Below are 13678 nucleotides of genomic sequence, written 5' to 3'. Positions count from 1 at the left end.
CCGGCAATCCCGCGCAGCTCCTGCCCGCACCCCATCTACGGCGAGGAGAACCTTCAGGCGGGGCGTTCGGGCGCGGGGGCCGGCGGCTCGGCCGGGGCGGTGTTCCTGTCCTGGACCCGGTGCCGGTACAGCCACAGCAGTACCGCCACGAGCAGCACGACGGCCGCGACGGCCAGCTCCTTGTAGCCGCCGTACCCGGTGATGGAGAAGCCGGTGGCTCCGACCACCAGCACCACGGTGATGAACGCGGCCACGCCCCAGGACAGGGGGACGAAGAAGTCCGGGAGGCGGATCGGGCGCGGAAGGTCCGGCCGGTCCTTGCGCAGCAGCGCGAACGCCGAGAGGGCGAGTACATGGGTGAGGATGTACCCCAGGTTTCCCGTGACGATGATGGCCAGCGGCGTCTTGAGGAAGACCAGCACCAGGACGTTGATGACGAGGGCCACCACCAGCGCGCGAGCGGGGACGCCGCGCCGGTTGAGCACACCGACCTGACGGATGGTCAGGCGCTCCTGTCCCATGGCGTACAGCACACGGGAACCGTCCGCGAGCCCGGTGATCATGATGAGCAGGAGCGAGGCGATGATGAAGAGGATCATGAGGTCGGCGGCGCCGCCCACCAGGTCCTGGAAGGCTCCGACGTAGAAGGTGGTCGGGTCCTGTCCGATCCGCTTCTCGCCCAGGTATCCGGACAGGGCGAGCGGCAGGACGATGAACACGCCCAGGCAGAACAGCACCCCGGCACGCAGGGCGCGGGACGTGTCCTTGACGGTGTCCTTGTACTCGGGGGCGAAGGTGGCGCAGACTTCGACGCCGAACGACGTCCAGGCCATGATGTAGATCCACACCAGGGCTTCGCGCAGGCCGCCGATGCCGTGCAGGTTCCAGTGCAGTCCGCTCGCGCTCCAGTCCCCGCTGAAGAACGGCACCGTCATGAAGATGACGAGGGGGATCAGCAGCAGACCACCGGTGACGTAGACGACCCACATGGCGACGCGCAGACCGATCATGGCGGCGGCGAAGAGCAGCACGATGACCGCGAGGCCGACGACGATGGGGAAGGACAGTTCGCCGGGGCCCAGGGACAGGGTCCAGTCCTGGCCGGGGAACCACTGCGCCTGTACGAGGGAGCCGATGATTCCCGCGTAGACCGCCAGCGCCGTGGTCCACGGGAACCAGTAGCCGATCGCGGCGAGCGGCCCGACGACGGGAGCGCGGCTCTTCCAGCCCTCGGCCGCGTAATGGGCTATGCCCCCGGAGGAGTCGGGGAACATCGCGGCCAGTTCGGTGTAGATCCAGTTGGTGACGGTGGCGAGCACCATGGAGGCGGCCCACAGGGCGATGGCGCCCCAGGCGCCGAGCCCGCCGATGGAGGCGCCGAGGCTGGCGATGAGTGCGGCCGGCATGGTCAGCGACATCGCGAGGCCGTCGTACCAGCGCATCTTCCTGGCGAGAACCGGAGAGCTGTCGGCTTGGGGTACGGGAGTGCTGGACATGGCTGTCCCCTCGGTTCCTGGCTGAGGTGGGGGAGGCGGCGCCGTGCGGCAGTTCCGGACAGGGTGTCGCTCACAGCAGCGGTGCTGCCGACTGGTTATAGAAGCGCCGACGAGGGGCTGTCAATCCTCACGGCTGAGCCGAACCGCGAAATCGTCGTTCCGTTTCCGGCCGGAACTCAGCCGGCGCATCCTGCGCTTCTGCACTTGACAATCTGTCGAATGCGCAGGATCAAAACGATCATTCTTGTCGATTTGGGCGTCTTGACAGTGAATTCTTGCCGAGTGGAGCATGAGCCTTCGTCAGTGGTCCAGGACAGAAGGGGTCTCTCGTGAGCACCGTCAGTCCCATCCGCCAGCAGTTCTTCGTCAATGGTCAGTACGTCGACGCGGCAGGCCCCGACACCTACGACGTGATCAGCCCCGCCACCGGAAAACTGGTCGGCACCATTCCGCTGCCCGCCTCGGCCGACGTCGATGCCGCTGTCGCCGCCGCGAACGCCGCCCAACGGGCATGGGCGGGCGTCAACGTCTGGCAGCGCGCGCAGATCTGTCACCGTGTCGGGGACGAACTCACCAAGCGGGTCGATGAACTGGCCCGGCTGCAGACCCTGGAGCAGGGCAAGCCGCTCGCCGAGTCGGTCGCCGACGTCGAGGAGGCCGCCCAGCTCTTCCATCTGCACGCGGAGGACGCCATACGCCTCCACGGCGAGACGTTCCCCTCGAACGACAGCCGAAAGCGGATGTGGACCTTCTACCGCCCGGTGGGCACATGGGCGATCATCACCCCCTGGAACTTCCCGCTGCTGATGCTCGCCGAGTTCGTCGCCCCCGGCCTGGCCACCGGTAACGCCCATGTCGTCAAGCCCCCGGCCAACACCCCACTGACGGTACTCAAGGCGATGGAAGCCTTCGCCGCGGCCGGAGTTCCCGGCGGGCTGGTCAACATCCTGCCGGGGGAGGGCGCCACCGGTGACGCGCTCGTACGTCACGCCGGTACCGACGCGATCGGTTTCATCGGGTCCTCCGTCACCGGCGCGAAGATCCAGTCTGCGGCGGGTCTGAAGCGCTCGGTCATGGAGTGCTCCGGCAACGGCCCCCTTGTCGTCCTCGCCGACGCCGACCTGGAGGCGGCGGCCCAAGCCGCCGTCTACGGGGCGTACTTGTGCGCGGGGCAGGTGTGCTGCGCCACGGAGCGGGCGATCGTCCACCGGGACGTCCACGACGACTTCGTCGCCGCGGTCCTCCGTGCTGCCCAGGACGTCGTGCTCGGTGACCCCTTCGCCGACACCACCAACCTCGGTCCCGTCAACAACGAGGGTGTCGCGGCGAAGATGGACCGGCACATGGCCGACGCGCGTGAGCGAGGCGCCGAGATCCTGCTCGGCGGACACCGCCGCAAGGACGCGCCGACCGATCTCTACTACGAGTTCACCGTCGTCGACGCCGTACCCGAGGACAGTCTCCTGTCCCGTGAGGAGTCCTTCGGACCGGTCGTGCCCATCATCACCGGGACCGATGACGACGACCTCCTGCGCATCGCCAACGACGACAAACTCGGCCTGCAGGGCGCGGTGTTCACCCAGAACATGACGGCAGCGCACCGCTTCGTCGAGGAGATGGCCGTCGGCCAGGTCGTTGTCAACGACTCCACCTGCTTCTGGGACATCAACATGCCCTTCGGCGGCGCCGGCGGCCGGTCCACCGGCTGGGGCCGGATCGGCGGAAAACACACCCTGCTGGCCATGACCGATCTGCGGACCGGCGTCATCAGCCTCTGACAGCACAGCACAGCACAGCACAGCACAGCACTGGCGATATGGCACCAGCGCGCAGTAATTCCTTGTGCATCCGGCCTGGCGGCGTGTTACGTTGCCGGACTTTGTTCCCATCGGAAGGAATGCCGTGGATGCCCCCTCGCCGCACAGCCAGTTCCTCAGCAGTGTGCTTCCCCGTATCCGGCAGGACGCGCGAGTGGCCGGTGTTGCCGTCACGGGATCGATCGCGGGGGGACACCCCGATATCTACTCGGACGTGGACCTGATCGTTGTCGTCGACGACGAGGCGTTCGACGCGGTCATGAAGGATCGGCTCACGCTGATCGGCACATGGGCCGCTCTGGTGGCGGGGTTCACCGGCGAGCACGTCGGCGAGCCCCGTCTGATCATCACGCTCGTCGGGCCGCCCCTCCTGCATGTCGACTTCAAGTTCGTGCGTACCTCCGACTTCGCCGAGCGTGCTGAGGACCCGGAGATCTTGTGGGACCGAGACGGCCGACTGGCCACAACGCTCGCGGGGCATCCGCCGACGGCTCCGTCGCTCGACCTCCAGTGGATCGAGGACCGGTTCTGGATCTGGGTCCACTACGGTGCGACGAAACTCGGCCGCGGTGAACTGTTCGAGACCATCGCCTTTCTCAACTACCTGCGCGAGACCGTGCTGGGCCCGCTGGCCGCTCGCCGGGCCGGCGCAGCCCCCCGAGGCGTGCGCCACCTCGAATCCATCGCACCGAATGAGGCGCACGACCTGCAGGCAACCCTGTGCGGCTACGACCGCCACGACGCCGGTCAGGCGCTCCTCGCCACCGTCCAGCTCTACCGCCGGTGGCGCGACGAAGCCCAAGCGGAGATCGCACGCCATCACCACGCCGAAAAGCTCGCCATGCGGTACCTCCAGGATGTGATTGACCGGGCGAGCTGACCGAGCCGCCTCGGCGCGCACAGTTACGGTGTCAACGAGGCCGTGTGGACCGTCGTCCCGGACCGTGGCCTTGGTCCGCAACGAGGTCGTCAGAGGACGTCGTAGGTCAGGTGCGTCGAGGTGGATGTCGGCGTCACGCTCCGACGCACCAGCGTGCGCGGCGCTCCGCCGGTGAACAATGGCGTCCCGGCACCCAGCACGACCGGCGCGAGGTGCAGCGTCAGCGTGTCGACCAGTCCGGCGGCGAGCGCCGAGCCGATCGTGGCGCCGCCGCCCATGAGGACGACGTCGAGGTCCTTGCCGCTGCCCGACGCCGCCGCCTCGGCGCGCTCGCGTGCGGCAGCGACGGCGTCGGGCAGACCGGTGGTGACGAACGTCCAGTCGAGGTCGGTGAGCCGCACCGACTCCGGCGGCGAACTCGTCACGACGACGAACGCGGGCCTGCCGACCTCACCGGCGCCGTAGCCGGACGTCTCGCCCCAGCCGTGCGGTCCGTCGACCACGTCGAAGAGCCGACGGCCGAGGACGACGGCGCCCGAGCGGGCGGTCGCTTCCCGCAGGACCCCGCGGTCCTCGGGGTCGTCGGAAAACGCCCAGGTGTGCAGGGCCTCGCCGCCGGTGCCCAGACCGTTGTCCGGGCCGGGGTTGGGCCCGGTGACGAAGCCGTCGAGGGACACCGAGATGTCAGCGATGATTCGATTCATGAGGGGCAGACTCGATGCGCCGCCCGAACTCATCGCTTACGCGTGGTTCGTGTGCAGGATGGGAGCCCGCCTTCGATAGCGCGGGATGCTCTCGGTGACCGGGTCCTGGAGGAGACGGACGATGTCGGGGTGCCTGGCAACCTGACTGAACTATGTGTCGGACCTGCGGGCGCCCTTCTGATGTGGCATCGCGCCGATCACGCGGAACGGGAGAGCTGCTCGCGCACCCATTCAGGATCTGGGTTGACGTGTGGCTGACCCGCCAAGAAGACAGTCGGCACGGTCTCATTGCCATCGTTGACCGCTCTCACCGCTGCTGCTCTAGCCGGGTCACGCCAGATGTCGACCCAATGCAACGTGTGGGCGCTGCGGCCCAACCGGATGCGCAGTCGCAAGCAGTACGTGCACCCCGGCCGCCAGAAGACGATCGGCCGGCCATCGGCCGCGCTGCGGCGTTGTGCCTCCAGTGCACCGACTGACCTCGGGAAGATCAGCCGCGAGTTGGAGGCCGCCAGCAGCACAAACACCAGCAGGAGTATTGCGGCTGCGTACGGGCGCCCCTGGAAGACCAGCCCAGTCGCAACGACTGAGCCGCAGAGCAGAACCAGCATCGGCAATATCCAGGCGCGCGTCATGATGACGAGGTTATCGGTGAGTCGAACCGCGCCTCGAACCAGACCGCTCACCTGGACATCGAGGCGTGGGACCGCGCGGGAGCGGCTCACCGAGCGGCTGCGGCTGCACATGACGGCGACCGGGCAGCAGTCCGCCGAGCTGAGCATCCCGCAACTGCTGGACGGTACGAGTGCGCGCTTCGTGCGCGGCTGGGTGACAGCGGTGGACGCGGACGCGAAGACGGTGCGGATCGACGACGACCGGATTCTGGCGTTGTCCGTGCGCCACCGTTGACTGCTGATTCCGTACGGGTGACACGGGTGCGTTCCCTGTCGCCAATCCGGGCGCAGCCCCTACACTCCGGTTTGAGATCTCCAACTCCCTTTCCGATCAGGGGGATTCGTGCCCGACAGCACCTCCGCCGGAGCCGCGCAAGGTGCCGCCGGCGACGCACGGCTGCTCGCGCTGCGTGCCGAAGTCGAGAAGCTCATCGCCGAGGCCCGGATCGGTGCGCGGCGGGCGCAGCGCCGCGCCAAGCTCTGGCACGCGGCCTATCTCAGCCTGGGTTTCCCCGCGGCGGTCCTCGCCGGCATCTCCGGCGCGGCGGGTCTGGCCTCCGCCGGGGCGCGGGTGCCCGCGGCCATCCTGGCCCTCCTGGCCGCCGGGTTCTCGGCCGGCTCGACCTTCCTGCGGGCGGACGCCCGCCACATGACGAACCTTCGCCGACGGTACGCCTGGCAGAATCTGGAGACGCGCGCCCGGCTCGTCCTGGCCTACGACGCCTACGAGAGCCCCCAGCATCTGCACACCGCCCTCCTGGGCCTGCACGAACTGCGGCTCGCCGTCCCGTCCAGCGCCCTGATCCTGGCCGAGCAGCAGGCGCCGGTGGGCGTCCCGGCGCCGACGTATCAGGCGTCTCCCCTGCCTGCGGCCCAGCCGCCGACGGGCACGGCACCGACGATTCAGCAGCCGACTCTCCCGGCCCCGACGGCACCGTCGCCCGTGATTCCGCCGCCCTCGCCCAACCCGCCGCCGGAACCGACCGATCCGGTCGGCTGACGCGCATCTGCTCCGGCCCGGAATCCCGTGCCGGCCCGACCGGCTTCATCCGGCTGACCATGTCCGTACCGCACCGGCCACGGGTTCGGCGAGAACGTGCGGCCCGCGGGGCTCACCGACGTGTTCGCTGTACCGGGGGCTGATATCAGCTGCGTCCAGTGCAGCCACATCCGAGACCTTGCCAGCCCAGCAGGAGCCGCCCTATTCTCACGACCAGAACGGCCAGAAAGCGCTTTCCCTCTCTGTGGACCTCGTTCCGGTCGCCCGGGTCCGGGCTCCAGTTGAACGGCCGGTCCGACCGCACCAAGGGAGAGCATCCCTCGCCCAGCCAATCAAGGCTTGCCTGGCGCGAGTTGGCGGGCTCCAGTACGCGAAATGACATGGTCACGCCATGTCGCTCCCGGTATTCGAAGACGAATGACGAATGACGAATGAGGAGAAACGGACATGAAGAAACCTGTCGCTCTGCGACTCTACGCGGCGCTGGCCACGGCGGCCCTCGCGGCCGCGACCGGTGCGATGGTGTCCACGCCCTCGGCATCGGCCGCAGCCGGTAGTGCCACCGGCTACGCGACCCAGAACGGTGGGACCACCGGCGGGGCGGGCGGCCAGACCGTGCGCGCCACTACCGGGACCGCGATCCATGCGGCCCTGTGCGGCCGTGCCAGTAGCAGCACGCCGATCACCATTGAGGTCGAGGGGACCATCAACCACGGCAACACCAGCAAGGTGTCGGGGACAGCTGCAACACCGCCGCCGGAGTGATCGAGCTGAAGCAGATCAGCAACGTCACGATCTTAGGCGTCGGCAGCGGAGCCGTCTTCGATCAACTGGGCATCCACATCCGCGAGTCCAGCAACATCATCATCCAGAACGTGACTGTCCGGAACGTCAAGAAGTCCGGCTCGCCCACGTCCAACGGGGGCGACGCCATCGGCATGGAGCGGGACGTCCGCAACGTATGGGTCGATCACACCACCCTGGAGGCGTCGGGCGGGGAGTCGGAAGGGTTCGACGGCCTCTTCGACATGAAGGACAACACCCAGTACGTCACGCTCTCCTACAGCATTCTGCGCAACTCCGGCCGTGGGGGACTCGTCGGGTCCAGTGAGAGCGATCTCTCGAACGGCTTCATCACGTACCACCACAACCTGTACGAGAACATCGACTCCCGGGCGCCCTTGCTGCGGGGCGGCATAGCGCACATCTACAACAACTACTACGTGAAGCTCAACGAGTCCGGCATCAACTCCCGAGCCGGGGCCCGGGCCAAAGTGGACAACAACTACTTCAAGGACTCCAAGGACGTTCTCGGCACCTTCTACACCGACGCGGCCGGGTACTGGCAGGTCAGCGGCAACACGTTCGACAACGTGACCTGGTCCAGCCCCAGTGGCGAGAACAACCCCGCCGGGCCCAACCCGCAGTCCAACACCACCGTCAGTATCCCTTACTCCTACAGCCTCGACGGGGCCGGCTGCGTGCCGGACATCGTCAGCCGGACGGCGGGCGCCGGAAAGGGACTGCAGGTGTCGAACGGCAACTGCTCATGATGTGACCGGAAAGGTGCACCGGCTCGCGACGACCGGCACTGGGGGCCCTTCCCGGCCCGCCAGGGCCGGCGTCACCTGCCGGACCATCCGCGTGTCGGCGTACGACGGGGACGCCAACCGACCGGGAGCAGGGCGGCCAGGCGTAGCACCCGCATCTTCGCCCTTTGAGCAGTGTCACCGGCGCCGGCCCTGCGGCCGAGGGTTTCCATGCGGAGTACGTCGAGGCGGACGCCGTACACGAGCAGGTCGCACGCCGGGAGGTGATCGGGGCCCTACTCGCCGACGAGCCGCGCCTGGAGTCGGGCGTGGCCTTCGGAGCGGACGCCACCGTCCACCGTCAGAGTTCGCGCAGGGCGGGCAGCAGTGTCTTCTGTGACCAGTCGAGGAACGGTTCCTGGTGCTCGCCGCCGATCTGGATCAGAGCGATCTCCGTGAAGTCCGCCTCGATGTACGGCCTCACCGCCTCGGCGAACACATTCGGATCGCTGCCGCACGGAATGGCCTCGGCGATGTCCTCCAGGCGCACATGGCCGGTGGCTCCGGCGAACGCCGCAGGGTTCGGCAGCTCCGAGTTCACCGGCCACGGCCCCACGGACCCGCGGAACTGGTCGTGGGCGCGGGCGGCGGCCGCCGCTTCGTCGGTGTCGTAGCAGACCGGTAACTGGCCGATCTTCGGTTTTCCCGTACCGCCGTGTGCGTCGAACGCGTTGAGCAGTTCGCCTTGGGCTCGGTGGCGATCACCAGATCGGCCAGCCGTCCGGCGAGTGAGCAGGAGCGTTTCCCCGAGACCGCGATGCCGAGGGGCGGCGGCTCGTCCGGGAGGTCCCACAGTTTGGCGTTGTCCACCTGGAAGTGGGTGCCCCGGTGGTTCACGGCGCCGCCGGCGAACAGGGCACGGATGATCTCGACGGCTTCTTCGAGCATCCCGATCCTGGTCCGCGCGGAGGGCCAGCCACCGCCGACCACATGCTCGTTGAGCTGTTCACCCGAGCCCAGCCCAAGGCGGAACCGGCCTTCGACCAGCAACTGCATCGTCGCGGCCTTCTGCGCGATCATCGCCGGGTGGTACCGCCGGGCAGGTCACGTACGTCATCAGCGGGATGCGCGAGGTGGCGTAGGCCGCTGCTCCCGGGACACTCCAGGCGTAGGGGGAGTGCCCTTGGAGCCGAGCCAGGGTGAGTAGTGGTCCGAGGCCACGGAGAAATCGAACCCGGCTCGCTCGGCACCGGCCACATGCTCCACAAGCGCGCGGGCCCGCCTGCTCCGTCATCGTCGTGTACCCGAATTGCGCCATGCGGGGCGTTTAGCCGACCTTCTCGGTTCGGAAACCTCCCGTTGCGAACGGACGCGCAAATGGCGCGCAATGGGCTTCGAAGGCTGTGGGTGCCGGCCGCACGGCCGGTCGTCGCGACGCTCCTGGCGGACTGCCGGCGACGCGGGTCGGAGTCCGCCGTCGGCGCGGCCGGCGCCGTGCTCACCGCCTGTGGGACGCACGGAGCCCGCCGGGCTCCAGGTCCGCGGGCGGGAAACGGACGCCGGTCACGTCATCGTGGCTCATGTGCTTCCCTGGCCGCCTGGCGGCCCTCAGCCTGGCCACCACCATCCTCACGGTGCTCCTGGCCCCGGTCGCGGAGGCGTTCGGTGGGACTACACGGCGTGGCTCACGGTGAGGGCGGTGGCGCGCCGACGCGGGGCCGTCGCCGTGGACGCTGGGGGCGCTGACCTGCGCCCGACGGCCGGTGTTTTATCCCCCGCAGAACGGAAAGCCGATTCACGCACCCTTCTCTCGAAAGGAGACATCTGATGAGCACGATCACGGATTCTGTGGACGTCGAGGTCCCGGTCCATACCGCGTACAATCAGTGGACGCAATTCGAGGAATTCCCGAATTTTATGGAGGGCGTGGAGCAGATCACTCAGATCGACAGCCGCCACAACCACTGGATCACAAGTGTCGCGGGTGCCCGCAGGGAGTTCGACACGGAAATCGTCGATCAACTCCCGGACGAACGGGTCGCCTGGCGCACCGTGTCCGGGGAGGTGAAGCAGGAGGGCGTCGTCACCTTCCAACGGCTGGACGACACCCACACACGGGTCCATCTCGCAATGATTGTCGAGCCCACGGGTATGGCGGAGAAAGCCGCCGACATGGTCGGCATCATCGATCACCGAGCCAAGGGCGACCTGCGGCGCTTCAAGCAGTTCATCGAGGAGCGCGGCGGCGAGAGCGGTGCCTGGCGCGGCCGGATCCCCCCGGTCTGACCCGGGCGGGCAGTCGTACGGCCCCGGAACAAGCTGTGATCGGCGAGGCGGCAGGGGCGTTCCGGCACCTGACCGGGAAACCGATCCGTGTAGCACCGGGAATCAGGGGAAGCCGATTCATCAGGAGGTACTGAAATGGTCCCGCTGCTCTTGGTACTGCTTATCGTCCTGATTCTTTTCGGGGCGGGTTTCGCGGTGAAGATTCTCTGGTGGATCGCCCTGGCCGCGCTCGTTCTGTGGCTACTCGGTTTTATCGCACGCGGCACCGGCCCCAGCGGGGGCAGGTCACGCTGGTACCGGTGGTAGACGTAGCGATAACGGCCGGTCAGAAAGGGCGGCGGAACATTCCGCCGCCCTTTCGCTGACGTCGGCGCCCACTGTGGCCATGAATTCCTTATGCGGTGGTACGGAAGCTTGACCTGCGGGTACGCGAGTCGAATGGAAGCTTTGAGATGGCAGCTCTCTGCCTCACCTGTCTCGGCCATGCCCATGCTCCTGGTCGGAGTTGTTGCGGCTGCCGTGCTTGTCGCCCCCTTCGTCTGGGGACGCCGAATCCGTGCGAGGGAACTCCCGCCCCCACGACCGGAAGAGCAGCCTCATCTCCCCGCGGATGGTCCCGTCCCCCGACGCGTCGGGCTCGGCAGGCACCACCGGCGGCGCGGACGCTCATTCGGCATCTGTCGATGTCGTCACGAGGTTCCTCGCCTTGAAGGTCGGGCCGGCTGAGGGAGGGCCTGCCCGGGGCCACTTCCTCTGTGCAGTGCTCCCGCCGCGCGTGCCGCGCTGGTCCCGTGGACCCGACATCTGCTCACGAACGGTGAGCCGGATCGCATCCGCCGTTCCCATCGGCGTCGCTCATCGGTGTGTCCGTTCTCTGCGGGCCGGATGCGCGGTCGCCAGTCGACGGTGATCACCGTCACCGGCCTTCACGGGCGCGTCCGTCCATCGTTGGGTTGGTGTTTCGCCCACGCGCGGGCTTCAACCTGCTCCCCAGGCTGAAGAATGTGGGCTTCAGCCACGTGGTGCTGGTCGATGGCCGTGGAGGACGACACCTGGCCGCACCTGGCGCCGGTGCCGTCGGCCAAGACGATCGACGGGGACCTGATGTGCCAGCAGTACGGGGGCGGTGGTAGGTCACACGGCACGCACCACATCCTCCCCGGACCTGGGACGCGATCTCCGCGACCGTGATGCCGATGTCATTCGGCTCGGTGTGGGCCGTGGCGGGCGACGTCCAGGCGGACACGCGAGGGCAGTTGGTCCCAGCCGGCGGACTGGCGGACCTGGTCCACGGCGGTGCTCACGTCTTCGAGTACGTGCCCCGGTGTGGTGCCGGGGGCGAGCGTGAGAGCGATGAGGGCCTGGGGGTGAGCGGGCGGCCCGGAGACGCGTGCCCTGGTGCGCCGGGCGCCGGGCAGCGTGGTGAGGTCTGTGGTGAGGGCGTCGTTCAGCGCGTGGTCCTTGACCGACACGGCTTTCCGGGGGGTGTCTGGGACGGGCAGTTGTCGGGGGCGCCACCGTCGGTGCTGGGACAGCAGCCACGTCAGTGCGAGCAGCATGAGCAGGGCCAGGGCCGCGATGACGGTCGGCCACCACCAGCCCTGACCGGACCACCGCGCCTGGTCGGCACGAGGGATGAGAACGTTTTGCGGAGTGGTCAACGGCCAGTCGGCGGGCGGTGTGAGGCCCCAGCGCCGGTAGAGGTCTGCGCCGGCGGCGAGTGTCAGGAGTCCGCCGCCCAGGAGCACCAGTCCGACCAGGGCCAAAAGAACGCGGTTGGTCTTGGTGTATTCCCTCATCGTCTTCTCCCGTGCTTGTCCGGGTACCCGGTCCTTGGACCATCAGGTCGGGCTCCGGCGTACGAGGACCTTGGGCTGCGGTGGGCGGGCCAGGGTGAGTTGTTCGCGTTCTTCGCGCCGGATGGTGTCGACGAGTTCGTCCTTGACGTCGGCTGTGTCGCGGAACCGCGCGTCGGCACGGACCGTGACCTTGCGTCGACGCACCCGGACTCGAGCTGCGCTGACCCCTGGGACCCGCATGGCCGCGTCGCGCAGGAGCAGGCCCGCGCTCTTGCGGTCAAGCACCGCGCACATCCTTCCAGGACTGTCGGCGGGGACCCGCAACGGCAGTTGGCGTCGCAGACCGGGGGTGAGGGCAAGGACAATCAGCCATATACCCAGAGCGGCTGCGACGGCGGCGCCGGTAAGGATCCAGACATCGTCTACCGGACGGGTGGCGAGTTCGTCGGCCAGCCGGGTCCACCATGCCGTGGCGGGATGTCCGGTGCGTACCCAGACGGCTTCGAAGAGCAGCGCGCCCGCTGCGAGCAGGATCAGCGAAGCGGCTGCGGCGGCCGGCAACCTGCGTTCTCCCCAAGGACGGCGGGTGCGTACTTGCGCCGGCATGTGTCGACGCGGCGTTTCAACGGGTGACGAATCGTGTTTCGGTGTGTTCCCTGCCGCTGCCGCGGTGGTGTACGGACGCGGTCGCGGTGGCTGTCTGCCGCGCTCCGGTGGGGCGCTCGGGTTACGGGAAATCATGATCATCCTGTCGTCGGCGTCATGTGCCGTCAGGTCATTGGACCCTTCGTCGCCGCAGGCTCTCGCCGGGGACAAGTCGCTGGACGGACACTCTGATGTCATCGATACGCATGCCGGTCAGATGAGCCACCCGTTCGGCGACATAGCGGCGGATCTCGCCGCAGGCGCGGGCGATATCGATGGGATAGGGCAGGTCCAGGAAGATTCCGAGACGGGCCGAGCCGTCGTGGACGGCGACTGTGGAACGGGGGGTTCCCAGGCCGACGCGGGCGGGAGGCTCACTGCCTCCTTGGTGTCTGAGAGCTTCACGCGCCGCTTGGACCGCGATACGGGCCACCACGGTGCCGGGTATCAGGGTCGCACCGCGCAGGGCGGGAGCCGGGAGGGACGGAGTCTCCCTGCTTGTGCCCCCCGGACCGCCCAGGAGGGGAGGCGACGGGGCCCGGTCGCTCACCGCACCCGCGTCCTGTACTCGGTGCCGGGGGCGGTTCCGTATGCGGACCGACGATGTTCGAAGGTCTCGCGGCGTCTCTCACCGCTTGTCTCCCGGCGTCCATCACCGCTTCGGGTGGGTACGTAGTCGGCGACATGCACGTCGCCTCGCGCCAGGTAGCCGACGATCAGGCCCACCAGGCCCAGGACCGCCACCACAATGAAAGCCCCGAAGCCGCCGAAGTAGCCGGCGAAACCCAGTGCCAGGCCGGTCATGAGCCCCACCACAGTCGTGTTCATCGTATGCACCCTTCTCACTC

Annotated in this window: 12 protein-coding genes and 4 pseudogenes; 9 read left to right on the top strand and 7 right to left on the bottom strand. The window is 68.1% G+C overall.

The features are described from left to right. Positions 1-53: 53 nt before the first annotated feature. The gene (locus tag ACFRKB_RS09510; RefSeq protein ID WP_383104667.1) at positions 54-1496 is read right to left on the bottom strand and encodes an APC family permease; all 1443 of its coding nucleotides are present in this window, start codon (positions 1494-1496) and stop codon (positions 54-56) included. Between the two features lie 329 nt (positions 1497-1825). On the opposite strand from ACFRKB_RS09510, the gene ACFRKB_RS09505 reads away from it, so the two are divergent. Both ACFRKB_RS09505 and ACFRKB_RS09500 read left to right on the top strand, forming a co-directional pair. Next, on the top strand, positions 1826-3274 hold the full coding sequence (locus ACFRKB_RS09505) for an aldehyde dehydrogenase family protein (RefSeq protein WP_383104665.1): 1449 nt from the start codon (positions 1826-1828) through the stop codon (positions 3272-3274). Between the two features lie 64 nt (positions 3275-3338). After that, on the top strand, positions 3339-4193 hold the full coding sequence (locus ACFRKB_RS09500; protein ID WP_383104664.1) for a nucleotidyltransferase domain-containing protein: 855 nt from the start codon (positions 3339-3341) through the stop codon (positions 4191-4193). 89 nt (positions 4194-4282) lie between these two features. Here ACFRKB_RS09500 and ACFRKB_RS09495 read toward each other — a convergent pair whose 3' ends face one another. Both ACFRKB_RS09495 and ACFRKB_RS09490 read right to left on the bottom strand, forming a co-directional pair. Then, complete coding sequence (locus tag ACFRKB_RS09495) at positions 4283-4897, bottom strand: dihydrofolate reductase family protein (protein ID WP_383104662.1); 615 nt, start codon at positions 4895-4897, stop codon at positions 4283-4285. Between the two features lie 197 nt (positions 4898-5094). After that, positions 5095-5532 carry a glutaredoxin domain-containing protein gene (locus tag ACFRKB_RS09490; protein WP_383104661.1) on the bottom strand — a complete coding sequence of 146 codons (438 nt, stop codon included), beginning with the start codon at positions 5530-5532 and terminating at the stop codon, positions 5095-5097. Between ACFRKB_RS09490 and ACFRKB_RS09485 the strand changes: the two are divergent. From ACFRKB_RS09485 to ACFRKB_RS09470, 4 genes and pseudogenes are all read left to right on the top strand, one after another. Further along, positions 5531-5782 (top strand): annotated as a pseudogene (locus ACFRKB_RS09485) (hypothetical protein); the annotation flags it as partial. The gene ACFRKB_RS09490 and the pseudogene ACFRKB_RS09485 overlap by 2 nt on opposite strands. Positions 5783-5914: 132 nt before the next feature. Beyond that, positions 5915-6571 (top strand): hypothetical protein, encoded by a 657-nt coding sequence (locus ACFRKB_RS09480; protein ID WP_383104659.1) that lies wholly within the window; start codon positions 5915-5917, stop codon positions 6569-6571. Between the two features lie 447 nt (positions 6572-7018). Continuing rightward, positions 7019-8121, top strand: a pseudogene (locus tag ACFRKB_RS09475) (pectate lyase family protein); the annotation flags it as partial. A 179-nt stretch (positions 8122-8300) separates the two neighbouring features. Further along, positions 8301-8457, top strand: a pseudogene (locus ACFRKB_RS09470) (iron-containing redox enzyme family protein); the annotation flags it as partial. A gap of 4 nt (positions 8458-8461) precedes the next feature. Here the strand turns inward: ACFRKB_RS09470 and ACFRKB_RS09465 are convergent. Continuing rightward, positions 8462-9418 (bottom strand): annotated as a pseudogene (locus ACFRKB_RS09465) (TIGR03557 family F420-dependent LLM class oxidoreductase). A gap of 509 nt (positions 9419-9927) precedes the next feature. Between ACFRKB_RS09465 and ACFRKB_RS09460 the strand changes: the two are divergent. From ACFRKB_RS09460 to ACFRKB_RS09450, 3 genes are all read left to right on the top strand, one after another. Continuing rightward, positions 9928-10386 (top strand): SRPBCC family protein, encoded by a 459-nt coding sequence (locus tag ACFRKB_RS09460; protein WP_383104657.1) that lies wholly within the window; start codon positions 9928-9930, stop codon positions 10384-10386. 135 nt (positions 10387-10521) lie between these two features. After that, positions 10522-10692, top strand: coding sequence for a hydrophobic protein (locus ACFRKB_RS09455; protein ID WP_383104656.1), 171 nt, complete (start codon positions 10522-10524; stop codon positions 10690-10692). 90 nt (positions 10693-10782) lie between these two features. Further along, a complete protein-coding gene (locus ACFRKB_RS09450; protein ID WP_383104654.1) occupies positions 10783-11112 on the top strand; it encodes a DUF6479 family protein in 330 nt (109 codons plus the stop codon). 473 nt (positions 11113-11585) lie between these two features. On the opposite strand, the gene ACFRKB_RS09445 is transcribed toward ACFRKB_RS09450, so the two are convergent. The 3 genes from ACFRKB_RS09445 to ACFRKB_RS09435 form a co-directional block, all read right to left on the bottom strand. Beyond that, positions 11586-12185 carry an alkaline shock response membrane anchor protein AmaP gene (locus ACFRKB_RS09445; RefSeq protein WP_383104653.1) on the bottom strand — a complete coding sequence of 200 codons (600 nt, stop codon included), beginning with the start codon at positions 12183-12185 and terminating at the stop codon, positions 11586-11588. Positions 12186-12227: 42 nt separating this feature from the next. Continuing rightward, positions 12228-12746: a DUF6286 domain-containing protein gene (locus tag ACFRKB_RS09440; protein ID WP_383104651.1), complete on the bottom strand. Its 519-nt coding sequence runs from the start codon at positions 12744-12746 to the stop codon at positions 12228-12230. 630 nt (positions 12747-13376) lie between these two features. After that, on the bottom strand, positions 13377-13658 hold the full coding sequence (locus ACFRKB_RS09435; protein ID WP_383104649.1) for a hypothetical protein: 282 nt from the start codon (positions 13656-13658) through the stop codon (positions 13377-13379). Positions 13659-13678 lie beyond the last annotated feature (20 nt).

This window comes from Streptomyces scopuliridis, from assembly GCF_042790125.1.
In the GTDB taxonomy this organism is placed as follows: Bacteria; Actinomycetota; Actinomycetes; order Streptomycetales; family Streptomycetaceae; genus Streptomyces; species Streptomyces scopuliridis_A.
This window is presented reverse-complemented; position numbering and strand designations above follow the sequence as displayed.

Coding starts and splice junctions, on each gene's coding strand:
- ACFRKB_RS09490 (WP_383104661.1), bottom strand. CDS start 5,532: ATGACGCGCGCCTGGATATTGCCGATGCTGGTTCTGCTCTGCGGCTCA.
- ACFRKB_RS09495 (WP_383104662.1), bottom strand. CDS start 4,897: ATGAATCGAATCATCGCTGACATCTCGGTGTCCCTCGACGGCTTCGTC.
- ACFRKB_RS09510 (WP_383104667.1), bottom strand. CDS start 1,496: ATGTCCAGCACTCCCGTACCCCAAGCCGACAGCTCTCCGGTTCTCGCC.
- ACFRKB_RS09460 (WP_383104657.1), top strand. CDS start 9,928: ATGAGCACGATCACGGATTCTGTGGACGTCGAGGTCCCGGTCCATACC.
- ACFRKB_RS09450 (WP_383104654.1), top strand. CDS start 10,783: ATGCGGTGGTACGGAAGCTTGACCTGCGGGTACGCGAGTCGAATGGAA.
- ACFRKB_RS09455 (WP_383104656.1), top strand. CDS start 10,522: ATGGTCCCGCTGCTCTTGGTACTGCTTATCGTCCTGATTCTTTTCGGG.
- ACFRKB_RS09435 (WP_383104649.1), bottom strand. CDS start 13,658: ATGAACACGACTGTGGTGGGGCTCATGACCGGCCTGGCACTGGGTTTC.
- ACFRKB_RS09445 (WP_383104653.1), bottom strand. CDS start 12,185: ATGAGGGAATACACCAAGACCAACCGCGTTCTTTTGGCCCTGGTCGGA.